24 protein-coding genes, 3 tRNA genes and 6 pseudogenes are annotated in these 22,995 nt (G+C 37.1%); 24 read left to right on the forward strand and 9 right to left on the reverse strand.

What is annotated here, in order from left to right:
* Positions 1–13 precede the first annotated feature (13 nt).
* From GNE05_RS02875 to GNE05_RS02900, 8 genes and pseudogenes are all read left to right on the forward strand, one after another.
* A tRNA-Lys gene (locus tag GNE05_RS02875) sits at positions 14–89 on the forward strand.
* Positions 90–97: 8 nt separating this feature from the next.
* A tRNA-Leu gene (locus GNE05_RS02880) sits at positions 98–179 on the forward strand.
* 68 nt (positions 180–247) lie between these two features.
* Positions 248–331, forward strand: a tRNA-Leu gene (locus GNE05_RS02885).
* A 214-nt stretch (positions 332–545) separates the two neighbouring features.
* Positions 546–701, forward strand: a pseudogene (locus GNE05_RS02890) (tetratricopeptide repeat protein); the annotation flags it as partial.
* On the forward strand, positions 658–786 hold the full coding sequence (locus GNE05_RS21150) for a hypothetical protein (protein ID WP_223204396.1): 129 nt from the start codon (positions 658–660) through the stop codon (positions 784–786). The pseudogene GNE05_RS02890 and the gene GNE05_RS21150, both read left to right, overlap by 44 nt.
* A pseudogene (locus GNE05_RS21485) lies at positions 743–861 on the forward strand (IS1595 family transposase); the annotation flags it as partial. The gene GNE05_RS21150 and the pseudogene GNE05_RS21485, both read left to right, overlap by 44 nt.
* Positions 862–1,567: 706 nt before the next feature.
* Positions 1,568–1,934: pseudogene (locus GNE05_RS21155) on the forward strand (BCCT family transporter); the annotation flags it as partial.
* Positions 1,935–1,972: 38 nt separating this feature from the next.
* Positions 1,973–3,376, forward strand: coding sequence for an MFS transporter (locus GNE05_RS02900; protein WP_021495073.1), 1,404 nt, complete (start codon positions 1,973–1,975; stop codon positions 3,374–3,376).
* Positions 3,377–3,994: 618 nt separating this feature from the next.
* On the opposite strand, the pseudogene GNE05_RS21160 reads toward GNE05_RS02900, so the two are convergent.
* Positions 3,995–4,099 (reverse strand): annotated as a pseudogene (locus GNE05_RS21160) (esterase); the annotation flags it as partial.
* Between the two features lie 227 nt (positions 4,100–4,326).
* On the opposite strand from GNE05_RS21160, the pseudogene GNE05_RS02915 reads away from it, so the two are divergent.
* Together GNE05_RS02915 and GNE05_RS02920 are read left to right on the forward strand one after the other, a co-directional pair.
* Positions 4,327–4,701: pseudogene (locus tag GNE05_RS02915) on the forward strand (cystatin-like fold lipoprotein); the annotation flags it as partial.
* A 125-nt stretch (positions 4,702–4,826) separates the two neighbouring features.
* A complete protein-coding gene (locus GNE05_RS02920) occupies positions 4,827–5,252 on the forward strand; it encodes a MaoC family dehydratase (RefSeq protein WP_017419214.1) in 426 nt (141 codons plus the stop codon).
* A 262-nt stretch (positions 5,253–5,514) separates the two neighbouring features.
* On the opposite strand, the gene GNE05_RS02925 is transcribed toward GNE05_RS02920, so the two are convergent.
* Together GNE05_RS02925 and GNE05_RS02935 are read right to left on the reverse strand one after the other, a co-directional pair.
* Positions 5,515–5,856: an MmcQ/YjbR family DNA-binding protein gene (locus GNE05_RS02925; protein ID WP_098081046.1), complete on the reverse strand. Its 342-nt coding sequence runs from the start codon at positions 5,854–5,856 to the stop codon at positions 5,515–5,517.
* Between the two features lie 342 nt (positions 5,857–6,198).
* A complete protein-coding gene (locus GNE05_RS02935; RefSeq protein WP_160182410.1) occupies positions 6,199–6,642 on the reverse strand; it encodes an Rrf2 family transcriptional regulator in 444 nt (147 codons plus the stop codon).
* A gap of 197 nt (positions 6,643–6,839) precedes the next feature.
* Here GNE05_RS02935 and GNE05_RS02940 point away from each other — a divergent pair, with 197 nt between their 5' ends.
* Complete coding sequence (locus GNE05_RS02940; protein WP_025650270.1) at positions 6,840–7,478, forward strand: NAD(P)-dependent oxidoreductase; 639 nt, start codon at positions 6,840–6,842, stop codon at positions 7,476–7,478.
* 666 nt (positions 7,479–8,144) lie between these two features.
* Here GNE05_RS02940 and GNE05_RS02945 read toward each other — a convergent pair.
* Positions 8,145–9,173 carry a Delta(5) desaturase DesA gene (locus GNE05_RS02945; RefSeq protein WP_160182411.1) on the reverse strand — a complete coding sequence of 343 codons (1,029 nt, stop codon included), beginning with the start codon at positions 9,171–9,173 and terminating at the stop codon, positions 8,145–8,147.
* Positions 9,174–9,357: 184 nt separating this feature from the next.
* Between GNE05_RS02945 and GNE05_RS21490 the strand changes: the two genes are divergently transcribed.
* Together GNE05_RS21490 and cspC are read left to right on the forward strand one after the other, a co-directional pair.
* Positions 9,358–9,456, forward strand: coding sequence for a molecular chaperone TorD family protein (locus GNE05_RS21490; RefSeq protein WP_072177240.1), 99 nt, complete (start codon positions 9,358–9,360; stop codon positions 9,454–9,456).
* A 447-nt stretch (positions 9,457–9,903) separates the two neighbouring features.
* Complete coding sequence (cspC, locus tag GNE05_RS02955; RefSeq protein WP_003156143.1) at positions 9,904–10,107, forward strand: cold shock protein CspC; 204 nt, start codon at positions 9,904–9,906, stop codon at positions 10,105–10,107.
* Between the two features lie 634 nt (positions 10,108–10,741).
* Here the strand turns inward: cspC and GNE05_RS02960 are convergent.
* On the reverse strand, positions 10,742–11,203 hold the full coding sequence (locus GNE05_RS02960; protein WP_061861882.1) for a CarD family transcriptional regulator: 462 nt from the start codon (positions 11,201–11,203) through the stop codon (positions 10,742–10,744).
* A 599-nt stretch (positions 11,204–11,802) separates the two neighbouring features.
* Between GNE05_RS02960 and GNE05_RS02965 the strand changes: the two genes are divergently transcribed.
* The 8 genes and pseudogenes from GNE05_RS02965 (at position 11,803) to GNE05_RS03000 (ending at position 17,362) form a co-directional block, all read left to right on the forward strand.
* Complete coding sequence (locus tag GNE05_RS02965) at positions 11,803–12,063, forward strand: metal-sensitive transcriptional regulator (RefSeq protein WP_014416981.1); 261 nt, start codon at positions 11,803–11,805, stop codon at positions 12,061–12,063.
* 159 nt (positions 12,064–12,222) lie between these two features.
* Positions 12,223–12,705, forward strand: coding sequence for a DsrE/DsrF/DrsH-like family protein (locus GNE05_RS02970; RefSeq protein WP_160182412.1), 483 nt, complete (start codon positions 12,223–12,225; stop codon positions 12,703–12,705).
* Between the two features lie 44 nt (positions 12,706–12,749).
* The gene (locus GNE05_RS02975) at positions 12,750–13,118 is read left to right on the forward strand and encodes a rhodanese-like domain-containing protein (RefSeq protein ID WP_100261616.1); all 369 of its coding nucleotides are present in this window, start codon (positions 12,750–12,752) and stop codon (positions 13,116–13,118) included.
* A 65-nt stretch (positions 13,119–13,183) separates the two neighbouring features.
* A complete protein-coding gene (locus GNE05_RS02980) occupies positions 13,184–13,753 on the forward strand; it encodes a sulfurtransferase TusA family protein (RefSeq protein WP_151295719.1) in 570 nt (189 codons plus the stop codon).
* A pseudogene (locus GNE05_RS02985) lies at positions 13,719–14,883 on the forward strand (MBL fold metallo-hydrolase). The gene GNE05_RS02980 and the pseudogene GNE05_RS02985 overlap by 35 nt, the downstream one beginning before the upstream one ends.
* 33 nt (positions 14,884–14,916) lie before the next feature.
* A complete protein-coding gene (locus GNE05_RS02990) occupies positions 14,917–15,144 on the forward strand; it encodes a sulfurtransferase TusA family protein (RefSeq protein WP_003156135.1) in 228 nt (75 codons plus the stop codon).
* A 59-nt stretch (positions 15,145–15,203) separates the two neighbouring features.
* Complete coding sequence (locus GNE05_RS02995) at positions 15,204–15,980, forward strand: sulfite exporter TauE/SafE family protein (protein ID WP_160182414.1); 777 nt, start codon at positions 15,204–15,206, stop codon at positions 15,978–15,980.
* Between the two features lie 701 nt (positions 15,981–16,681).
* Positions 16,682–17,362 (forward strand): aspartate/glutamate racemase family protein, encoded by a 681-nt coding sequence (locus tag GNE05_RS03000; RefSeq protein ID WP_160182415.1) that lies wholly within the window; start codon positions 16,682–16,684, stop codon positions 17,360–17,362.
* Positions 17,363–17,468: 106 nt separating this feature from the next.
* Here the strand turns inward: GNE05_RS03000 and GNE05_RS03005 are convergent, their stop codons facing one another.
* From GNE05_RS03005 to cotR, 3 genes are all read right to left on the reverse strand, one after another.
* Positions 17,469–18,038 (reverse strand): DUF2812 domain-containing protein, encoded by a 570-nt coding sequence (locus tag GNE05_RS03005; protein WP_014416987.1) that lies wholly within the window; start codon positions 18,036–18,038, stop codon positions 17,469–17,471.
* A complete protein-coding gene (locus GNE05_RS03010) occupies positions 18,025–18,342 on the reverse strand; it encodes a PadR family transcriptional regulator (protein ID WP_014416988.1) in 318 nt (105 codons plus the stop codon). The genes GNE05_RS03005 and GNE05_RS03010 overlap by 14 nt, the downstream gene beginning before the upstream one ends.
* Before the next feature lie 358 nt (positions 18,343–18,700).
* Positions 18,701–19,669 carry a sporulation hydrolase CotR gene (cotR, locus tag GNE05_RS03015; protein WP_003156127.1) on the reverse strand — a complete coding sequence of 323 codons (969 nt, stop codon included), beginning with the start codon at positions 19,667–19,669 and terminating at the stop codon, positions 18,701–18,703.
* A gap of 203 nt (positions 19,670–19,872) precedes the next feature.
* Between cotR and GNE05_RS03020 the strand changes: the two genes are divergently transcribed.
* Positions 19,873–20,349, forward strand: a complete 477-nt coding sequence (locus tag GNE05_RS03020; RefSeq protein ID WP_160182416.1) for a DinB family protein — start codon at positions 19,873–19,875, stop codon at positions 20,347–20,349.
* Between the two features lie 104 nt (positions 20,350–20,453).
* Here GNE05_RS03020 and GNE05_RS03025 read toward each other — a convergent pair whose 3' ends face one another.
* A complete protein-coding gene (locus GNE05_RS03025; RefSeq protein ID WP_160182417.1) occupies positions 20,454–21,650 on the reverse strand; it encodes a diaminopropionate ammonia-lyase in 1,197 nt (398 codons plus the stop codon).
* A gap of 141 nt (positions 21,651–21,791) precedes the next feature.
* Here GNE05_RS03025 and GNE05_RS03030 point away from each other — a divergent pair, with 141 nt between their 5' ends.
* The gene (locus tag GNE05_RS03030) at positions 21,792–22,457 is read left to right on the forward strand and encodes a GntR family transcriptional regulator (protein ID WP_031304481.1); all 666 of its coding nucleotides are present in this window, start codon (positions 21,792–21,794) and stop codon (positions 22,455–22,457) included.
* Between the two features lie 138 nt (positions 22,458–22,595).
* On the forward strand, positions 22,596–22,973 hold the full coding sequence (locus GNE05_RS03035) for a RidA family protein (protein WP_072177232.1): 378 nt from the start codon (positions 22,596–22,598) through the stop codon (positions 22,971–22,973).
* Positions 22,974–22,995 lie beyond the last annotated feature (22 nt).

Genomic DNA, 22,995 nt, shown 5'->3' on the forward strand with positions numbered 1-22,995 from the left:
TCACTTTTAGAGCGAGCCATTAGCTCAGTTGGTAGAGCATCTGACTTTTAATCAGAGGGTCGAAGGTTCGAGTCCTTCATGGCTCACCACTTGTCACGCGGGTGTGGCGGAATTGGCAGACGCGCTAGACTTAGGATCTAGTGTCTTACGACGTGGGGGTTCAAGTCCCTTCACCCGCACTTTCTTTTCAAAGTGCTGATCATCATCACTAGCTTATATGCTTAGTGGAAAGACAGCTTCATAGCACGCGGTCGTGGCGGAATGGCAGACGCGCTAGGTTGAGGGCCTAGTGGGTGAATAACCCGTGGAGGTTCAAGTCCTCTCGGCCGCATCTCAATGATACCAAGGGTTTAACCACCTTTGGTATTTTTTTGTGCTTATTTTTAAATGATCTACTGCCCACAAACTGCCCACTTACCTAAAGTAAGTCATCTGCAGTAGACATCGCACAAATATTTTCATCTTTATAGGTAGTTACTAATGCCTCAAACTCCAATTTGCCAAAGCAGAGAAAGTGCTGCTAAGCAAGGAAGAATACCAAGACTTCGAGGAAAATGTTTGCTGATGTTGAAAATTTTTCGATTGAAGTCGCTGATTATTTTCATGAACGAGGAAGCTTAATGCTCTCTACGAAAAATAAAAAAGGGGAGATTATTGATGAAAATCAGCCGATGTCTATTGGCTGCAGTGATTTTAGGTAGTGTATTTTCAATAACTTATTTGCAAAGTGATCAAAATACTCAAACTATCTGGACAATACTTTGCTTGGTTCTTATTTGTCGATAGTCGCCGTAACGAAAGCACTAAACAACACCTTAAAGAGATTCTTTTGATATGACGGACACATATGACAGTTTGTGATTGTCAAAATTCAATGTTTAATCCTTGTTCAACTTACCCAGTTCAGTTAAAATATTGTTAAAATTGTGATAAATGTATGAAAGGATTAAATGTTCATATCGAAACATTTGGATTACAGGGAAGGGGAAACAAATACATGTCGATTTACCAAAAATAAAACCATTACCTAAGAAATGTTTCTTTATTTACAGCTGGATTTAAAAAATAATTTTGTTAGATGTCATGCAATAAATTCAATTGTCGGTGATTGGCTTGTTTAAATGCATCCATTATTTCATACCCGGTGCTACTTATTTCTGTTGTAGTCTGTATACTGATTAATAGGTAAAGAAAGTCGAAAAGGTATACGAAATTCTTCATACAAATTAAAGTTTTGAATGAAAGAGCAGGATTACTCCTGCTCTTTTTCTTTCTAATTGGGCTAGATTAAACGCAGACGGTTATTCCTTGGGAAAAACAAAAAAATTTCTTCTATCCATTGACTAGCTTGGCTTTAGCCGGGTTTCTATCACCCTGTTGGGCTTGTCAGATTTTAAAAAGGTATGCTACGTTTATAGTGTTTTGTTTCACCTGATTGCGGGGTAATAAAGATAGAATCAGTAAATAAAGACGTAATGGAAGAACTAAAATATAGGTTTAGGATCCTTTGAAGAAATAAAAGTTTTTTTTCGATTGTGATAATATTCACAATAGAGCTGTATGAAGGGGAATCATTTCTCCAAATAGTCTGCAGAAAATACCAACCACAGCCCACGGATATATCACTAACCGCTTTGGCTGGTATTATCTGTTGGATGTTTCTCTTTTTGTTGCTTTTTGTATTATTTTTAGTCCAATCGGCAAAAATAAGTTAAGGAAACCAGCGAAAAAACTGAATTTCATCCTTCTTTCCTGGTTTACAATGTTATTTGGCGCTGATATGGATATTCGTCTAGTCTTTTAAGGTACAGTTGAACCAATCATCCACTATGCCGTTAGCTCTCCATCAGGTGAAACAGAAACCCCCAGACTTTTAGAGAAGCATTACGCTATACATTCTGGGACTGCATGCTTGGACCGTTTATACGCTTGTATAATGTGGATTTGATAATTAAGGAGTCGATATTATTAAATGAAGTTTAACAAGAAAAAAATTAACGTTGTAGACATTCAAAAAGCGAAGAAAAGCGTGTTTGCTACAGGGATAGGAAACGCGATGGAATGGTTTGATTTTGCTTTATATTCTTATTTGGCAGTTATTATTAGTAAAAACTTTTTCAGTCCGGTTCAAAACGATGAATTAAAGTTAATATTTACTTTTGCTACATTTGCAATTGCCTTCTTACTTAGACCGGTAGGCGGAATTATTTTTGGTAAAGTGGGTGATAAATTTGGTCGGAAAATAGTATTAACAATTACTATTTTAATGATGGCTTTATCTACTTTAATAATTGGTGTGCTTCCTACCTATGACCAGATTGGTGTATGGGCCCCTATATTATTACTCTTAGCTCGTATTCTGCAAGGTTTTTCTGTGGGTGGAGAGTACGCTGGTGCAATGGTATATATCGCAGAATCTTCTCCAGATAATAAACGTATAAGGTTAGGCAGCGGTTTAGAAATCGGCACATTATCTGGTTATATAGTAGCGTCTGTTTTAGTTACAGTACTTTTCTGGACTTTATCTGATGTTCAAATGAATAGTTGGGGATGGAGAATTCCTTTCTTCTTGAGTATTCCAATAGGATTATTTGGTTTATATTTGAGAAGTCATTTAGATGAATCACCAATCTTTGAAAATGACATCTCTGAAAACCAAGAACAACAACCAGGTTTATTAGAAGTCATTAAAACATATAAAAAAGATATCTTTTTATGTATCGTATTTGTGGCATTTTTCAATATAACCAATTACCTATTGTTAGGTTATATGCCTTCTTATTTAGATGAGAACCTTGGTATAAGTGATAATATAAGTACACCGGTTACAGCAATTGTATTGATTATTATGGTACCGTTCGCTTTAACTTTTGGTAAATTGGGAGATAAATTAGGAAATAAAAAAGTTATAACAATTGGATTAGTATTAGGAATTGTATTTTCGATTATCTCTTTTCAATTTCTTAATATGGGGAGTCTAATATTCTTATTTATAGGACTTTTAATGTTAGGTATTGTATTATCTGTATACGAAGGTACTATGCCAGGATCTTTACCTACGTTGTTCCATACTGACATTAGATATCGAACATTATCCTGGACATTCAACTTATCAGTTTCTATTTTTGGCGGAACAACACCTTTAGTTGCTTCTTGGTTAACCCATGTGACAAGAAACAATTTGGCGCCGGGTTTCTATTTATTGGCAGTTAGTTTAATTGGCTTAATAGTTGTGTTAACCTTATTTAAAGATACTTCAGGTAAATCTTTAAAAGGTTCTTACCCAACAGTTGCTTCTAAAGCTGAGTTTCAAGAGGCTGTTGAAAATCCAAAAGATTCACTATGGTGGAAAATGGAACAAACAGAAAAGGAATGAAAAAAACATCCATTTAATTGACCGGCTACTCGAAATACAGACTCAGAATAAGCTGGGATTATCCGAGCAGCAATGACTGCAGCTCTTTTATATTCTGGAGGGCTTACTGCTTTGCAAAAGCAGCGCTGCTATTCTCGATCGTCATTATTTTATTGGTTGTGTCCTAATAATAAAACATTGACGCAAGAACGAAGAGAAATTAAAAGGTCCGAGCAATACAGCAAAATAAGAAACAAGAAGCTTTGTTATGCCAGTTCTTCTCCCGAAGGAGAGCTGGCTTTTTATTTTCTATATGGGGTCCAAAGCAGAAAACGAGAACTTGTACGCTAACTAATAATCCTATTGTTTTTATCAACAAAGGTTTTTTGGATATGAAGAGGGTGGACTGGTGAAAAAATAGAGTTTGTTGTGGAGTTAGCTTTTCAATTAGGGACATCTCAACAACAAAATAATAACCAGCCCGATTAAAAAGCTCATCAAAAGTTCCATTATTCCAACGTTAATATATTTGCGATAAGTTATTGAATCAATATACGATCCACTCAATTATTTGAGTGGATCTGTTTGTTTTTATTTATTTATTTGCAGCAGTCTCTAAGTGACGAAACAATAGATGAATTAAAACCCTTTACGCAGCCATGTTGCGGCAAGATCAATTGCTCCGCGCGCAGCTTCAGTTTTAGCTAAGGCGTTGAGCATCACGAAATCGTGAATGATACCTAACGCAGTATTTGATAAAACCGGTTGTAATGAAGAAGAAATTAAAAGTTATAACAAGGAAATTCGTAATTTACTTAACATGCTGACAACTGAGCAATAGTTTTATGAATATAGATGGAGGGCCCTGCGGGTGAATAACCCTTGGAGGTTCAAGTCCTCTCGGCCGCATCAATGATACCAAGGGTTGTAGACGCCCTTGGTATTTTTTTTTGCGGAAAATTCATCTGTTACTGTATAGTAGGCCGTATGATTTGTCAGTCACCTTCATCCTTCTGTTGACTGCGTGCGGCGGTAGTAAATATGATAATGCAATTAATGAAGTGATGAAGCAGGAGAAGAAAGTCAGAAAAGAAATGCGAGCAGATTCAGATGAGTACAAAAGAGATAACGCCATAATTCGTGTATATGATGACGGGAAGTTTATTCAACTTGCGTTTTATCAGCCAGAAGAAAGTTCTCGCAAGCTTACTGCTTATTCTTATTATGAGAAGCTTGGAGATTCTTATGAGGAAATGACACATATGCCGGGTGATGGTGATGGCGACCGCCTTGGTCTTTATAAGAAAACACCTGATTATAAAGAGGTTAAAAGCAAGGAAACAAAAACAATGTGCTTGTTCATTCCTGATAGGGGAACGATTGTTTCACCGTTAAGTTGTTGTGTGAGAGCCAGTATGTTAAAATGCTACGTAGATTTAATAATAAAGTTTAGATTCAAGGAGATTTATTTATGAAGTTGGATGAATTTACCATCGGGCAAGTTTTTCAAACTAAATCTTTTGAATTAACAAAAGAGAATATAATGAATTTTGCAGAAGTGTATGACCCACAATACATGCATTTAAATGAAGAAAAAGCAAAAATGGGCAGATTTAATGGAATTATTGCTTCTGGAATACAAACGTTATCTATTACGTTTAAGCTTTGGATTGAAGAAGGGTGTCATGAAGACGATATTATTGCTGGGACAGGAATGAATAATATAAAATTCCTAGCACCCGTTTACCCTAATGATAAACTGCACACTATTGTTAAGGTTATTGATAAAAAACCAAATAAAAGCCAGACGGGGATACTTACTGTATTGTTATCTACCTATAATCAGAAAGAGGAAAAAGTGTTTGAAGGTGAGTTATCAGTATTAATGAAACGCTAAATGACCTTTGTGGCATATCATCGTCACCTTTCATTTTTATAGGTGTCTGGATGAAATAAGCAATCATCTTAATGAATTGAGTGGACTTTGTTCTGCTCTTTTTTTATTTGTTCAACCTATGTCAAGAAACAAAGGACTAACAATAACGAAAAAATCATCTCGTAAATACGAATTTAAACATTGCTGCCTTGAGGTTTTTTGCATATTCCTCTGTAGCATTGCACCGGATGAATATCTATAATAAGCGTTCTATCCCTCGATGTTATGTTTCCTTTTTACTTTTTGGTTTTGTCAGTTCAAAGCTGTACTTTACCATGTCATGGATTTGGTGCTCTGGGAGTCCCTCATCTAAGGTAAGAGTATTCCAATGCTCCTTGTTCATATGGTATCCGGGCTTGATTTCTTCAAAAAGACTACGTAGAAAATCAGCCCTTTCAGGTTCGCATTTAAGGTTGACACATAAGTGTTCGTCGCGAGTGAAGATAAGTGCAAATATTTTCTTATTCCCTTTGTGCCGAATTGCAGTCCAACCATCTCCAAAAGGATGGTCTTCATAAGAGTTTGGAAAGGTTAGGCAGTAATCTTTTATTTCATCATAATTCATTATCAATTCACTCCATACCTCATTATTTTTATATACAGAACATATTCGTTCAAACTAAGATTTGCGGTTTCTTTTATACCAATCCGAGATTTCCTCAAGTCTTTGTTTGAACTTAGCTTCTGAACCTTGAGTTGTTGGATAGTAATACTCAACGCCCTATTAAAGAATCTGGCATCGTCTGCATTGTCGTTAATTTTTCCTCTGTATCATGAGCATATTTATATCCCTTACTGTAATCTAAATCTTTCATCAAAAGGAGCAGACTTTATGTCTGCTCTTTTTTTGTTCATGAAAAGCCATTTTTTTATCCCCAGTCTGATAAAAGATTTTCTGTGAAATCATTTAACAATTATTGGTCAATTTTTCTTTTTCAATAATATCCTTTACCACATCCTCAATTGTGATATGCCCAAGAGCTTTTTCCAAGGCAGATTGGGCGATTTCAAATATTGGACCAATTGTACTTTGAATGTTCCGGCCTACAGGACATTGAGGATTGGGATTTTCATGTATACTAAACAATTCTTTATCTTGAACAACATGAACTGCTCTATAAACATCAAGTAAGGTGATTTCAGTTAAATCCTTCGCTAATTCAGCTCCTGCAATACCTGGCCGAACATTTACTAAACCTGCTTTTTTCAGCATCCCCATAATTTTTCTTATGAAGGCGGGATTTGTATTTACACTTCCAGCTAAAAATTCAGAAGTGCTAATTCCGTCTTCATTTATTTCAATAAGAGCCAATATATGAATTCCTACAGCAAAACGGCTGCTAATAGACATGATTTCTTCACCATCCTAATTACGTTACACTCTTTATAGTACACTTGTAACTGAATGTATTACAAGTTCTTTTACTCTAATATGCTCAATTAACAAGATGATAAAAGTATTGACAAATAAATAAGGTGTAACTAAAATTATTACATGTAATCGATATGGTTACATTTAAAATTTTGAATGATTAGGAGGACTTTAAATTGAAAATTGGAATCATTGGTGCAACCGGAAAAGCTGGAAGTCTTATCTTGAAAGAAGCGGTAAGCAGGGGACATGAAGTAACTGCAATTGTAAGAGATGCTGCAAAACTTAAAGAGGAAAAGATTTCAATCATTGAAAAAAATATAATTGATCTTACATCGGATGATCTAAAAAAGTTAGATGTAGCAGTTAATGCCTTCGGTGCTCCATTAGGAGAAGAACAGGCACATGTAGATGCTGGCCGGGCATTAATTAGGGCATTAAAAGGAACGGGCACAAGAGCTGTAATTGTAGGTGGAGCAGGGAGTCTTTATGTAGACGAAAATAAAACTGTCAGTGTAATGGATACACCTGATTTCCCGGAGATTTTTATTCCAACAGCTAAAGGGCAAGGTCGTAACTTGCAAGAACTAAAGGAAACTTCTGATATTAACTGGACATTTATCAGTCCTTCAGCGGTATTTGACCCAGACGGGAAAAGAACTGGATTTTATCAGTCAGGAAAAGATCATCTTCTTGTGAATTCGAAAGGCGAAAGTTATATCAGCTATGCAGACTATGCAATTGCAGTATTGGATGAAATTGAAAATCCAAAACATATAAATGAACGCTTTACAGTTGTTGGAGAAGCTGAATAATTGAGTAGAAACAAAGGGTACCATTAGTGTCATCGCTAATGGTATCTTTCCTTCTAAGAATGTACGGAGACATTGAAAACTTTGCAATCAGAGCAGCTGATTTATTCGAGTTGAGGATAGAGTAGGTGCTTAGTGAGTTGGACCAAAAAAATATGTATAAATAGCTCTGACTAAAACCTTTGTGGGTTAGTTAGAGCTTTTGTAAACCCACTCGTTTTCGTGAGTGGGCTTTTTTAAAATACATCTATCAACATGATATTTATTATTAAGTACGGTAAGGGGTCCGTCAAAACTTCTAAATTACAGAAGTTTATTTTCATGGTAGTTTAATCATGACGTCACTTTCGAATAATATCGATTAAACTTGATTGAATAGATCAAGACATAAATAACGATTAGTGCGGCAAATGTGTTTAGAACAATGGTTTTGTAACAGAAAACACAGCTTCACTTTATTGATGGCCCAGCGAATGAATAACCCGTGGAGGTTCAAGTCCTCTCGGCCGCATCCTAATGATACCAAGGGTTTTGACACCTTTGGTATTTTTTTGTTGTAAGTGCATGTGGCATTAAAAAAGTGCTGACCTCTGCACAAAATCTTTGCGCGAGTCTGCACTTTTATTCTGCAAGATACACTGCCCATTATCACCGATTACGGGAGTTTATTTAATCCGTTCTTAGCCGAGCTGATACCTGGCTTTTAGAAGTTTTTTTTAAGTGGTTAAAACCAACAAATTTTTTGCCTTCTTCATCCCATAGACGGAACTTTAACGACTTAAAACTTCTTGCCAGTGTGATGGTCGGAACGTTTTGCAATGGTTCAGTGTTGTTATGCACGATTTCAAGCTTATAGTTTGGGACTCTTGGGCTTAAATGATGAACATGATGGAAACCGATATTGCCTGTCAGCCACTGCATGACTTTTGGAAGCTTATAAAAAGAGCTTCCTTCAACGGCTGCTTTTACATATTCCCAATGCTCATCTTCTTCGAAATATGAATCCTCAAACGTATGCTGAATATAAAACATCCAAATTCCGAGGGATCCCGATATCATAAAAATTGGCGTCTGGACCAGCAGAAAGTTTTGCCAGCCGATAGCCCAACATAAAAGTGCTGCCAAAGCGACGATCCCCAGGTTCGTTACATATGTATTCATTCGTTCTTTGCGTTTTGCCCCTTTACGATTAAAACGATTGGTAATCCCGAAGACGTAAATCGGTCCGATAATAAACATAACAAACGGATTTCTGTACAAACGGTACATTATTTTTGTCTTAGTTGAGGCTTCTTTATATTCCTCAACAGTCAGTACCCAAATATCGCCCGTACCGCGTTTGTCCAGGTTGCTGCTTGTCGCATGATGGACAGAATGATCGTGTGCCCAATGATCAAACGGATGCAGAGTCAGAATTCCTGTAATTGTTCCAAGGATTCGATTCGCCTTTCGGTTCTTAAAAAAGGAATAGTGGCAGCAATCATGAAAGATGATGAAGGTTCTCACTAAAAAACCTGCCGCAACGACAGAAATCGCTGATGTAAGGATATAAGAAATCGACAAGCTCTTATAGGCCAAACACCATAACAGGAAAAACGGCACCAATGTGTTAATGATTTGATAAATACTTTTTTGTAAATCGGACTTTTCATAAGGGGTAACCAGTTTTCTCAAAGTCCTTAGGTTTTGTTTATTCATTTTTAAAAGTTTCCCCTTCCCTGATGTTCTTAATCTGCGTATAGAAAACGTTTTATTGCCTTTGAAGTCCCAGCTGTCATACTCCATGTATGATAAGTATCTTTCCTAATCCTATGTAAAATTATTGAAGGTCAGAAACTGATCTCCATCTCGATTAAATCTTTATTAGCAATGGCCAGCCGGGATACAAAAAGCGTATGAAGATTATACCCGGCTCTTTATCGGGCCAAACTCTCTCCATGCTCCCCTATGTGAATCGGTTTATTTAGACCGTAAACATTGATTGTTTGAGGAACAAACATGACAAGTTAATACCGTTAAAATAGGGGGTATACTTGAATGATCGTTTGGAAACATCTGCAGAAACAAAGCTATACCAGTGAACAGCCAAGAATATCTTGTACTTGAACAAGAAACAGCTGAGCTTTTTAAAGAAATCTTTAACAATCAATATGAAGTACTGGGTTTGAAGACACTCTTGATTCATGTTCACGGTGTTTTCAAACCATAGTTATTAATAGGCATCTTATTTTGCACTCGTATCGACAGGTTTAACAAATAAAACATGAATGAACACATTATTAATTTGCAGTTATTTCCGTTTCGTGCTATGATAAAGGGGAATTATTTTTGTTCGTGTAAAGGATAGTATGAATATCGACTTTTCGTCTTGATGATACTTTGGGCAAGGATAGTAATACAATGTGTAACACACTAGGAGGCAACAAAAATGGAACAAGGTACAGTGAAATGGTTTAATGCAGAAAAAGGTTTTGGATTTATCGAACGTGAAAATGGAGACGATGTATTCGTACACTTTTCTGCAATCCAAAGTGACGGATTCAAATCTTTAGACGAAGGTCAAAAAGTAACGTTTGACGTTGAGCAAGGTGCTCGTGGAGCTCAAGCTGCTAACGTTCAAAAAACTGCTTAATCTTTAATCGTTTATACAAACAGGCTCTTTATACAGGGCCTGTTTTTTTATGTTCTCTGTATCATACTGAATAAAAAAAACCCTACTCAACGTTCGAGTAGGGACAGTTGCTACAAGGTAAGAAAAAGGTTTAAAACCTCAAAGGATTGTTTACAGTATAACATACCGGATTGACGATATGTGGAATATATATAAATGATTTGTTTTTATGTTCTCAATATATCTGTATGTTATTCTTTGTTACATTTCGCATATCTCTAATATGAAAAGAAGATAAACAACTGCTATTCACTGTGGAAGCAGATGTAAGAAATTCTTAAAGATAAAGAGGAGAGTGGTTGTTTTTTCTTCTGGAAATAATCACTTAGACCTAAAACAATGAAAGCCCTGCCTCTCTTCCATCCTTACGGCTCCTTGTCCGTGCCAGTGTGAATCAGGATTACAAAAATCAAGTGACTATTTCATCGAAATTCAAATGTTCGTTGAAGAAAAAAATAAAACAGATTAGATTGTTGGGGTAATAAAAGGGGTTAATGTTTTAAAAGTAAGTTGAAGAAGTTAAACATCTAATCGTAATATTCCGAAAACTTTTGGGTGCTTTTTTTGGAATGCAAAACATTATTTAAAATTAACCTTAGCAGAAACTTTTTATTTGTTTTTCAGTGATTCCTTTAATGACTTCCAGTTCACTAATCAAAAATTCATATGCATGATCCAACATTTTTTTTTCGCTTGAATTAAGTGCTTTTTCTTTCTTCATTCGCCTTAAATCACGTACAACTTCAGCGCCTTCTTGTATTTCACCCGTTTTTATTTTGTTCGTGTTTACTATATACCTTTGCTTCCACGGCAGTAGCCTATCTGATTCTCCATGCTGAAAAATGTGTATAATGTGTTTTAATGCACGTATATCAGTTACTGGCCGTATATTTGAACTCAATATCTTACGCGTTGGAATCATAACTGTCATATTACTGATTGACATTCTTATGACATAATACTGTTGTTTTTCCTCTAAGAATTGTTTTTCTTCTATGGCTTCAATTGTACCTGCTCCGTGCATTGGATAAACAATGTTATCGCCAATTTGAAACATATCATCCACCTCCATATATAGGAACTTAACTTAAGGTTATCATATATGGAGTGAGATATCAAATTTTTAATGATAACATGGTCATTTATTGGTGTCAATAAATTTTTTTAAAAAAACAACATCAAAACAAGAGGGAACCTGTGTGATTCCTAAAAAAGGAAAGGTCATTGGTCCGTGTATATCTTGAAATCTCGACTAATTAACAGAGTTCAGTTTTCGTTGAAAATGAGTTATTAAATTTCCTTTAGGAGTTCATGACTTGACATCAATGACAGCAATTGAATCCTAGGTTTGTTTACTTTTTTACTTTTTCGATGTCTTCTTCTCCTCAAGGATACCAATTATGCAATTAAGAGCATGTTAAGTAAATATGGAGACTTCTTGTGATTAATCTTTTGGGTTTAACGTAAAACAGGGGGTACTAATATTAACTCTTTATAATCATTCTCATGCCGTCTTGAAAATTGACAGTATACCTGTAAGGGTATAATATTGATTCACAAACATTATCTAGTTAATAATGTAGTGTGATAAAGCATAGTATGAAGTGATAGTTGATAACATGCAAATATATAAATTTCAAAGAAGGAGTTCAACGCATGGAATATGATCAAAAGATTAAAAATCGCTTACGCCGGATAGAAGGACAGATAAAAGGTGTATTGACCATGATGGAACAAGGAAAAGATTGCAGAGAGGTTGTGACCCAATTAGCTGCTTCACGTAATGCGATCGATCGAGCAATGGGTTTGATTGTGAGCACAAACCTTGAACATTGTGTTCGTGAAAGTTTAGAAAAGGGAGAAGACACACAACACTTAGTAAAAGAAGCGGTCGAATTATTGGTAAAGAGCCGATAAAAAAATTCATCAACCTATCATCTTTAAGGTTGACGAATTTTTATATTTATTATAATATACCCCTGCCGGTATTTTGGGTTGAATAATAGGAGATCTTTCGAAAAAATTTTAATTCCGATATACCCCCTGGGGTAATAGTGATTAGTCAGGAGAATAGACATGACAAAACAAACAAAACGCACAACAATTGTTTTATTTAGCGGCGAATATGACAAAGCAATGGCAGCCTATATTATTGCAAATGGTGCAGCTGCCTACGATCATGAAGTGACGATCTTCCATACGTTTTGGGGATTAAACGCTTTACGTAAAGAAGAGCTGATTCAAGTGAAAAAAGGATTTCTTGAAAAAATGTTTGGAAAGATGATGCCTCGCGGTGCTGATAAGATGGGTTTATCTAAAATGAACTTTGCAGGTATGGGCCCTAAAATGATTAAAAATGTGATGAAAAAGCATAATGCACTTACGTTGCCTCAGTTGATTGAGATGGCTCAAGAACAAGGTGTAAAGCTCGTAGCTTGTACGATGACAATGGATCTTCTTGGTTTACAGGAAAAAGAACTATTAGATGATATCGACTATGCTGGTGTAGCTGCTTATTTGGCAGATGCTGAAGAAGGCAATGTCAACTTATTTATCTAATGTTATCCATTGCAAATTGAATAAGTGAAGGGGGTTATAACACTATGAATAGCGGAGTAATGTTCAATACTTTACTCATTTTATTTTTACTTTGGATCGTATTTCGACGTTTTTTCCCATTGCATGGTGTTAAACAAATAACAACTGCTGATTTAAAGTCAGAGCTGAAAAATAAAGACAAACAGTTTATAGATGTACGAACACCGTATGAGTTCCGCACAAGGCATATTAAAGGGTTCAAAAATATTCCTTTGTCTATCTTGCCTCGTCAAACTCATCAGCTTTCGAAAGACAAAGACGTCTTTGTGAGCTGCCAAAGCGGAATGAGAAGTATAAAGGCAAGTAAAGTATTGAAGAAACAAGGATTTAAAAATATCACAAATATAAAAGGTGGTATGAATACATGGTATTAACATCCAGAGAGTAACTTTTTGCATATTTATATACCCCCGCCCCTATATAAGAAAAGGAGGAAAAAATCGTGAAAGCAAATATTGTATTAGACGCTAAAGGATTGTCATGCCCAATGCCTATCGTAAAAACAAAGAAGAAAATAAAAGAATTAAAAGCTGGTGACATATTAGAAATTCAAGCAACAGATAAAGGATCGGCGGCAGATCTGCAAGCATGGGCAAAAAGCTCAGGCCATGAATATCTAGGTACTGAAACAGAGGGAGAAGTCCTTCGTCACTTTCTTCGAAAAGGAGGAGAGCATTCATCAGAAAATGCATCTTCAATTCCTGAGATTTCATTAGAAGCTTTCACACAGAAAGTGGATCGTGATGAGTCTCTTCACATTTTAGATGTACGAGAGATAGAGGAGTATGAAGAAGCCCATATCCCCGGAGTGGTGCATATCCCTCTTGGCGAAGTGGAAAAGCGCTCTAACGAATTAAACAAAAATGATGAAATTTATATTATTTGCCACTCAGGAAGAAGAAGTGAAATGGCAGCTCACACCATGAAAAAACAAGGTTTTAAAAAGGTTATTAATGTTATTCCCGGTATGCGGGATTGGACAGGTAAAACAGAAAAAGGAGGTATGTAAACATGACCGTGCAAGCACTTACCGCAAAAGAAGTCACACAAAAAATCTTTCACAAAGAATCTTTATTTATTTTGGATGTACGTAATGAAAATGATTTTAGCGATTGGAAGATTGAAGGACATTATTTTGACCATTTAAATGTACCGTATTTCGATCTTTTAGATGGCGTAGAAGATATCTTGGAGAAAATTCCTTCTGATAAAGAAGTGCTGGTCGTTTGTGCAAAAGAAGGTTCATCTGTCATGGTATCCGAAATGCTTTCTGAAGCAGGTCATTCTGTATCCTATCTTAAGGGCGGAATGAAAGCATGGAGCGAACATTTAGAGCCGGTAAAAGTCGGGGATTTAAAAGGTGGCGGTGAGATATATCAGTTTGTTCGAATCGGTAAAGGCTGCCTGTCATACATGGTCATTTCCAATGGTGAAGCAGCGATTATTGATGCGACACGTATGGCGGATATTTTTATAGACTTTGCGAAAGAGAAGGGCGCGGAGATTACTCACGTATTTGATACACATCTTCACGCAGACCATATTTCAGGCGGCAGAGTCATAGCTGAAAAAACAAAAGCAACCTACTGGTTACCGCCTAAAGATGCTGAAGAAGCGGTGTTCGATTATCAGCCGTTGGAAGAAGGAAATGATATCATCATTGGAAATACAAAGATTAAAATTCAACCGATCTATTCTCCGGGTCACACGATTGGCTCCACTTCTTTCATTGTTGATGATCAGTATCTTCTTTCAGGTGATATCTTATTTATTGATTCAATCGGAAGACCAGACTTAGCCGGTATGGCAGAAGATTGGGCGGGAGATTTAAGAACAACGCTTTATAGCCGTTACAACGCGTTATCAAAGGATTTAATTGTATTACCGGCACACTTTATGATCATTGACGAGCTAAATGAGGATGGAATTGTTGGTAAAAAACTACGTACATTATTTAGCGAGAACCATGGTTTGAACATTGCGGATGAAAGAGAATTTAGACACCTAGTAACAGATCATTTGCCTCCGCAGCCAAATGCATACCAAGAGATTCGGGAAACAAACATGGGGAAAATCAGCCCGGATGAAGAAAAACAGCGTGAAATGGAGATTGGTCCAAACCGCTGTGCAATACGGTAACACAAGTTTCTATTAAAAAGAGGAGAGATGAACATGAAATCAGATAAAGTATTAGACGCAAAAGGCCTGGCATGCCCAATGCCAATCGTCAGAACAAAGAAAGCGATGAATGAACTGGAATCAGGTCAAATATTAGAAGTGCATGCAACAGATAAGGGAGCTAAAAATGATCTTGCAGCTTGGTCTAAATCAGGCGGGCATGACCTTTTAGAGCAAACTGATGAAGGCGATGTATTGAAATTCTGGATTAAAAAAGGCTAATGAATGTGAAAGGGTATCGAATACAAAGATGCCCTTTTTCTTTGAAAGGAGGAACCAAAATGGATATTGCCTTTATCACAACTCTTTTCACTATAGGGTTTATTGGTGCCTTTATTTCCGGAATGATTGGTATTGGCGGAGCAGTTATTAATTATCCAATGCTATTGTACATTCCTTCTTTAGTGGGAGTGATGTCATTAACTGCCCATGAAGTGTCAGGGATAGGGGCTATTCAAGTTTTCTTTGCGACACTTGGCGGTGTTTGGGCTTATCGTAAGAGTGGTCTTCTAAATAAAGCATTAATTATGTACATGGGAAGCAGCATCCTTGTAGGGAGTGTATTGGGGAGTTACTTTTCTCATTATATATCTGAAAAAGGAATTAACTTTATATACGGTATTCTGGCTATTTTAGCAGTTGTTTTAATATTTATACCTAAAAAAGGACAAGAACAAAGCGAAGACAAAGAAGTGATATTTAATAAATGGTTGGCTTCGTCCCTAGCGTTTATCATTGGTGGTGTATCTAGTGTTTTAGGAGCTGGCGGCGCCTTTATCCTGGTCCCCTTTATGTTATCAATTTTAAATATTCCTGTTAGAATCACAGTCGCTTCATCTCTTGCGATTACATTTCTTTCATCTATTGGCGCAACAGTTGGAAAAGTAATCACGGGCCAGGTTCTTTTTGCACCGGCTCTGGTTCTTATGATTGCCAGTTTAATTGCTTCTCCTATTGGCGCAACTGTTGGGCAAAAAGTAAATACAAAATTCCTGCAATGGATTTTAGCGTTATTAATAAGTGCGACAGCTATTAAAATTTGGTTAGAGCTCCTTTGATATGAGTCAGCGGGTAAAATGAAAGATTAGAAGATTCATCACTCCTTGGTTTCTTATTCATGTTATAACACTTGCTCACGTTCAATAAATGTTTCAAGTGCTTGATGAAATTCTTTTTGATAATGGTGACTTGGGCAAGTCTTGACTATAGTACCGTGAAAAACATTTGACTTAGTTGCGTCCAGTGTTTTATTTAGGACAGCGTTATGGGACACTATAAACCTGTACGTTTTAAAACGAAGATGGTGATTTTAACAAACATGGAACCCGAGACATGTCATGTAACTTTCTGGTGATGAAAAAAACGACTCCATTTTTACTCCACAATATGAATAAATCTTTGTAAATAACATGATCAATATAAACAAACACTAATATATAAAGGTTTTGTAATAGAAAACACAGTTTCGCTTTATTGAGGGCCCAGCGGGTGAATAACCCGTGAAGGTTCAAGTCCTCTCGGCCGCATCACAATGATACCAAGGGTTCTGACACTTTTGGTATTTTTTGTTTGCAGCTGCCCCGTTACTTAAAGCAAGTCGTCTGGTTTGCCAGCTATCTTTTAAAGTCCCTTTTTCGATTAATGAAATGATAAAATAGGAGAAGACAGCCAAAAAGAAATGAGAGCAGATTCAGATGCGTAACACAAGAATAACTCATCGTGATCGTATTCGTACACATTTTTACAGAGGAGGACAATTATGATTGGAATACTGGCAGGAATGGGGCCAAAATCTACTGGGCCATTTGTAGATAAGGTAGTAGACGAGTGCCAAAAAATATATGGAGCAATACATGACATGGATTTCCCTCATATGATGATTTATTCTTGTCCGACTCCTTTCTATATGAATAAACCTCTCAATCATACGGACATGGAAAAGGCAATTATTGAGGGGGCTGTAAAGCTTGAAAAAACGGGTGTTGATTTTATTGCAATCCCATGTAATACCGCACATATCTATTTTAATCAAATAAAAAAATCGATTTCAGTCCCTTTACTAAACATGATTGATGAAACCATAAAAAAAATGCCTAATGGCTCAAAAAAAGCAGCTCTTTTAGCCACCGTCCCTACGGTTCAATCTGGAATATTTCAAGAAGCGTTAAACAGAGAAGGTTATGATTTTTTACATCAAGATAGTTGGCAAATCTATGTCGATCACATAATAGAAAAGATTAAACAAGGTCAAACCGATGAGGCTGGTACATTATATGATGAATTACACCGTGAATTAGCAGAAAAGGTTGATACGGTTATCATTGCATGTACGGATTTAAATATGGTCACGGATCAAAAAAGCAGCGAACTTACCTTTGTTGATTCATCAGCTTGTCTCGCTCAAGCCATTGTAAATAAGTATGTATCATTAACAAAATGAGCCGTCTGATTTATCAGCAAATTCAGGGCGCTTTTTTTCCGTTAAAGCGCCCGGCTTCGGCAGATACATGATCCTCGATTACTTCTTTAAATGTAACTTCCCCGCGTTATTGTTCTTTTAACATTGAATATTTTCGATACGCTTTATAGAAACTGCAGCCAAAGAGAACGGCCATAAGAGCGGGAAGCGACCTTAAAAGGGCAAATGGAGTTTCAAATAAAAATGCTTTCCAAAACATTGCGCCTTCCATACTCCACAGACCTTCAGCTAAATACAAACCTGAATTCGTGTAAATCATATTACAATAAAACAAGCACAGTAACCCAAAACAAGATGAAAAACTCATTAGTCTTTTATAATAATTACTCTTTGATTGGCGATCCGAGAAGATTTCATTTTGATCATCATCTTCTTTTTGCCAATATCGAGTTCCAAGCCCCCAAGGGCCATTTATATAACTCCAGCCGAAGTCTTCATATATCTCTCTGTAATCTTCGAATTTTTTCTTTGATAAATAATCTTGATAATCCAGTCTCATCACATATTTTTTGTCGGTTTTTTCGAAAGTGTATATTCCTAATCCGCTGATATTTGTACAGCGATAGCCTTTTTGTAATTGCTCGTTCAGCCATTGCTCCTCTTTTTCAATATCAAAAAACATCTTAAATTTCTTCATTCGATTCACTTCCTTCGTGCAGGGATAAAATATGCAGTAACCTGTTTTGTTCCATCTTCAAAATGGCGCTTCCTTCCGCAGTTATCATATAAACTTTTCTCCGGCCCGACTCTCCAACAGGTTCAATCCAGCCATGCTTATTCAAGTTTTCAATCGCGCCGTATAATGTGCCGGCTGCTAAAATAACAGTTCCGTTACTCATCTTCTCGATCTTCTGCATGGCGGCATAGCCATGAAGCGGCTCCCGCAGAGCTAATAAAATATAATGCATGGTTTCAGACAGCGGTAATAATTTATGTTTCATATCCTCATCCTCTATTCAGTCTGACTATATAGTTAAACTTAATACAGTTCAACTGAATAGTCAATGGTTTTTTCAAAATTTGTCAAAGGAACTTGAAAATCAAATCTCAAAAGTCGCTTCCCTTACGTAATGGGAAGCGACTTTTGAGTAGTCCTATTCAATTAAATGGCCCGATTGTTGGTTGTAATGTTTAACTTCAGTGTTTGAAATGCCGGGCGGTAATAAGATTTCACTTTATCGAATGCCCAGCGTATAAATACCCCGTGAAGGTCCAAACCCTCTCAGCCGCATTAAAAATACCAAGGGTTTGAGTCCCTTGGTATTTTTTGTTCATTGTATGATGATGTAAACTTCTTGCTTATTTAGCGCTGTCGTTCCAGTTTTTCTCTATAAATGTATTCGCAGGCTGTAAGTTGGTTTTGTTCGCAATTTCAATGACAGCGGGAACCACGGAAGGGTCTGTTTTGGAGAAGTTAGGAATTCGCGGATCTAACCGGAAAAAGCGATCTCCCAGCAGATTCGCGCTGACCATGGATTCATAGTAGCCATTTCCGCCGGAGATCATCTGAAGAAATGGCAGTAAAGGTTCATTAGGCGACCTGTCCAAAAGGACTCCCCAATTTGGAGGAAGGTTCTTCAGATTTTCGGGACGTATGTTATCCGCACTTACCATTCCCCATCCCCTCGTATCTCTTCTTAACCGAGTCGGGGCTTCACCTGTCCCGATGGATAGCGCCGCAATTTGATCCAATGGCACGTTGGCTTTACCAACCGCAAACGCGATACTGGCCGTACTGGGGTTCGTTGCCACTACATATCCGTCCACGTAGTTTTGATAGGCGCGCTGCGTCGCGGGAGCACCGCTGCTCCGCAATATGACATCACTCACTTTCTCATTTAAATAGGGAGAGCCGGGAAAGTTGTGAAATAATACGGGCGTCCAACGATCCAGTGCCGGGGAGTATAATTTGAATGAAGGGACAACAATTCGTTTTCTTACATCTTTAAGACGAAGGCCTGGCGGGAAAAAGTTTCGTACCGCTTTAATAAAACCGGAATATGGTAATTGCTGATTAAAAACAGGTCCGCCCGGCCGGGAAGTGCTGAATGCGGGCAGGATTTCATCCTCAAAATACTGAAGTGTTTCCTTCGGAGATCTTCCGCTTGCTAATGCCAGGGCAGTAAATGAACCGATTGAATTTCCCGCAAATACATGGGTTCGGCTTATTAATGCCGGATTTTCTTCAGCCAGTCTGTTCAATAGTTGTAAACTTAAAGCACCTAAGGTACCGCCCCCGTCAAAGGTCATGATCCGATATTTTGCCAAAGCTGATTTCTCCTTTCTGATGAAAACTATCATTCAGTATATGTTCAGCCAGAGTCTATTGTATGGATGAATGAATATCTCCTTATCTTAAAAATGGTTTGATTATCAATCCAGCGAGTCTGGAAAGAATATGTTTTTTATTTGAAGAGGTTTTTTCCGGGAAGAAGGAGAATTATTATTGAAAAATAAAAGGGGGAAAATACTTGAATACAATTGACCTTATTGTTTTACATTTTGAAGAGGTAAGACGGCGAAGCATCAAGTTATGGACAGCTATACCTGAGGAAAAAATGGACTGGCGCCCGGATTCCGAAGCAATGTCGTGCAAGGAAATGATAAGACATGTATTAGAAGCGGAATTTCTTTATCATCACATTTTACTAAAACAAATGAATGAGTCTTCATTGGAATCCGAAAACCCGTATGAATCAAAAACGTTTACCACAGTAACCGAAGAATTAGAATTTGCCAAACCGTATCGGGCCGCGTTTTTGACATTCATCAAATCGTTAAACGAAACAGATTTAACAAATATAAAGATTGACAGGTCTGATGTTGGATATATTCGCGAACTAGGAGACATGTTATTAAGAATCGCTTACCATGAGTCCGTACATACCGGTCAGCTTTTAGACTATCTCAGAACTGCTGAGGTTGACAGGCCTTTAATTTGGGACTAGTTAAATGATTGAGTTTTACATGGGAAGGGGAAATAACGGAAGCCTTAACTTCACCCAAAGTTAAGGCTTTTTATAAATATTAAAACAAACATGTTGCCGTTGTTTTAATGATCTGTTCCCCAAACCGCTTTCCGATAATTTTCCGGATCAGTATCACCTTCTGTATTAATCATTAACACATTAGATGACTGATCTAATTCTAATTTCTTCTTTATCTGTTCCATTGAAGTATTCTTACTTAACTCATGCAGCAAACCTAATGGTACGGAACCTGACTCACCAGAAATAATCTTCGGATCCGGATCAATAGGATTACCCAATATTCTCATCCCCAATGCGCTTATCTTGTCATTACAGGAAAAGAAATAATCGCTGCATGTTCTCAAAATGTTCCAACCGAATGGGTTGGGTTCGCCGCAGGCAAGCCCAGCCATCATTGTAGAAAGATCACCGTATACTCGGACAGGTGATCCAGAGGCGCTTTGGGCTGACCGGTACAGACAATTTGCACTTTCGGGTTCAACTATGGAGATTTTGGGCTTATTCCCGCTTTTTGCATTTAATAGGGAAGCTGCCATTGAAGCAGCGAAAGATCCCACTCCAGCCTGAAGGATAACATGACTGATTGTATTGAAGAAATCTTCATTTTGTTTGTATATTTCTGCAATAATTGTTGTATATCCTTGCATGATAGAGAGAGGAATTTGCTTGTATCCTTCCCAAGCCGTATCCTGAACTAAAATCCAATGATGTTTCTCAGATAAATCTGCCGCCATTTGAACAGTGTCATCATAATTTAAATCCGTAATGTACGCATCAGCACCTAAATGTTTAATGGCTTCCAATCTCGCGGGAGAAGAACCTTTCGGCATATATACCTTTGCTTTCTGTCCAAAAAGGGAAGCCGCCCATGCCAGTCCCTTTCCGTGATTACCGTCGGTAGCTGTAGCAAATGTAGCAGAAGGAGCGCTTTTTACAAGTTCAACCAATTCGTTAAAATGAATGGAATTAAGGTCGATTTTAAGTTTTTCACTATAGTAAGAAGCAATCGCATATGAAGCACCCAAGCTTTTAAAAGCATTAAGGCTAAAGCGTTTAGATTCATCTTTGACATAAAGACTGTTTATGCCGAGATATTGTGCGAGACCTCTTAACGAGTGAAGCGGTGTTGCTTGATAGCCGGGAATGCCGGAATGAAAATGAAGCGCTTTTTTTGTTTCCTCTGCAGAGAAATAGGAAGATTCCTGAGGTAACGTATCAGATCTGAAATGATTCGAAACCCAATCAATATTCGCAAACAAATTTCTTCACCCTTCCAATATGTGATATATCACATTATACATGGATCGGAATGCAAAGCAACTCTTCTTTTTCGCAAACGATATACTAAAATGTGGTATATTACATGTAAAATGATGTTTTAAAGAGGTGGAAACATGACAATGAACCAACAGCACCAATTAAAACGAACATTTATGAAAGTTGAAGCTTATCAGTTTCTGAGAGAGTGGATTATAACAGGTAAGCTTGAGCCAGGAGAAAGACTGAGAAATCAAGATCTATCTGAGACACTCGGAATCAGCCGCACGCCGGTCCGGGAGGCGCTGCTTCAGCTTGAAAATGAAGGTCTTGTCATAACGAAAGCCAATCGGTGGACAGTGGTAGCACCTATTGACCTGGAAAATGCGAAAGAGGTTTACTCGGTCGTTTGGTCTCTCGAGTGTCTCGCTTTTGAACAGGCACTTTCAAGATTTACGCAAGATCATATAGACGAGATGGAAAAATTAAATAAGCAAATGAATGCAATAATGGAGACGGATGATAAGGTAAAAGCGCTGGAATTGGATAATGCCTTTCATCAAAAGATCATTGAAGTCTCAAATAATACTGAACTGCAGAAATTACTGCAAGGACAAAAAACGAAAATACAGAGAATTGAAATTCGGTATTTCAGTCAAAATCACGCAATGAATGCATCCTGCAGTGAACACAATCAAATATTAGACGCAATGAAGAATAAAGATCTTAAACAAGGACTGAATGCCATAAGGAGTAACTGGGAAAACAGTCTGACTCGAATCATTTTAAACAGCCAATTAAAAGCCTGACAACTCGTCAGGCTTTTTTGTATGAATTTTTCGTTTGACTAATATGAGATATGTGATATATTACTCTTAACTGAAAGCGATTCAGTTTTTTGTGAAGAATATTTAGAATTTTACATCAATAAGGAGAAGGTGATTATTATGTTAAAAACAGTTTTTACAGAAAAAGCACCAAAAGCGATCGGACCTTATTCTCAAGGCATTAAAGTACAAGATTTTTTATTTTTATCAGGACAGCTTCCTGTTAATCCAAACACGGATGAAGTTCCGGCTGATATTAGGGAACAAACGATTCAAGTTTTAAAAAACATTGAATCCATTCTGAAATCAGAGGATTTAAAAATTGAAAGTATAGTGAAAACGACTATTTTCCTTAAAAATTTAGGTGATTTTAAAGCTGTTAACGAGGAATATGGTAAATATCTTGGAGACCATCGTCCTGCGAGATCCACAATTGAAGTAAGCCGGTTGCCTAAAGATGTACAGATTGAAATTGAAGTCATCGCGTATTCCGGATAAATATATACGAGTGAAAAGCTGC

The sequence above is a fragment of the Bacillus sp. AM1(2019) genome (assembly GCF_009906915.1).
Lineage (GTDB): Bacteria > Bacillota > Bacilli > Bacillales > Bacillaceae > Bacillus > Bacillus velezensis.

Coding starts and splice junctions, on each gene's coding strand:
- GNE05_RS21150 (WP_223204396.1), top strand. CDS start 658: ATGAAAATCAGCCGATGTCTATTGGCTGCAGTGATTTTAGGTAGTGTA.
- GNE05_RS02900 (WP_021495073.1), top strand. CDS start 1,973: ATGAAGTTTAACAAGAAAAAAATTAACGTTGTAGACATTCAAAAAGCG.
- GNE05_RS02920 (WP_017419214.1), top strand. CDS start 4,827: ATGAAGTTGGATGAATTTACCATCGGGCAAGTTTTTCAAACTAAATCT.
- GNE05_RS02925 (WP_098081046.1), bottom strand. CDS start 5,856: ATGAATTATGATGAAATAAAAGATTACTGCCTAACCTTTCCAAACTCT.
- GNE05_RS02935 (WP_160182410.1), bottom strand. CDS start 6,642: ATGTCTATTAGCAGCCGTTTTGCTGTAGGAATTCATATATTGGCTCTT.
- GNE05_RS02945 (WP_160182411.1), bottom strand. CDS start 9,173: ATGAATAAACAAAACCTAAGGACTTTGAGAAAACTGGTTACCCCTTAT.
- cspC (WP_003156143.1), top strand. CDS start 9,904: ATGGAACAAGGTACAGTGAAATGGTTTAATGCAGAAAAAGGTTTTGGA.
- GNE05_RS02960 (WP_061861882.1), bottom strand. CDS start 11,203: ATGTTTCAAATTGGCGATAACATTGTTTATCCAATGCACGGAGCAGGT.
- GNE05_RS02965 (WP_014416981.1), top strand. CDS start 11,803: ATGGAATATGATCAAAAGATTAAAAATCGCTTACGCCGGATAGAAGGA.
- GNE05_RS02970 (WP_160182412.1), top strand. CDS start 12,223: ATGACAAAACAAACAAAACGCACAACAATTGTTTTATTTAGCGGCGAA.
- GNE05_RS02975 (WP_100261616.1), top strand. CDS start 12,750: ATGAATAGCGGAGTAATGTTCAATACTTTACTCATTTTATTTTTACTT.
- GNE05_RS02990 (WP_003156135.1), top strand. CDS start 14,917: ATGAAATCAGATAAAGTATTAGACGCAAAAGGCCTGGCATGCCCAATG.
- GNE05_RS02995 (WP_160182414.1), top strand. CDS start 15,204: ATGGATATTGCCTTTATCACAACTCTTTTCACTATAGGGTTTATTGGT.
- GNE05_RS03000 (WP_160182415.1), top strand. CDS start 16,682: ATGATTGGAATACTGGCAGGAATGGGGCCAAAATCTACTGGGCCATTT.
- GNE05_RS03005 (WP_014416987.1), bottom strand. CDS start 18,038: ATGAAGAAATTTAAGATGTTTTTTGATATTGAAAAAGAGGAGCAATGG.
- GNE05_RS03010 (WP_014416988.1), bottom strand. CDS start 18,342: ATGAAACATAAATTATTACCGCTGTCTGAAACCATGCATTATATTTTA.
- GNE05_RS03030 (WP_031304481.1), top strand. CDS start 21,792: ATGAACCAACAGCACCAATTAAAACGAACATTTATGAAAGTTGAAGCT.
- GNE05_RS03035 (WP_072177232.1), top strand. CDS start 22,596: ATGTTAAAAACAGTTTTTACAGAAAAAGCACCAAAAGCGATCGGACCT.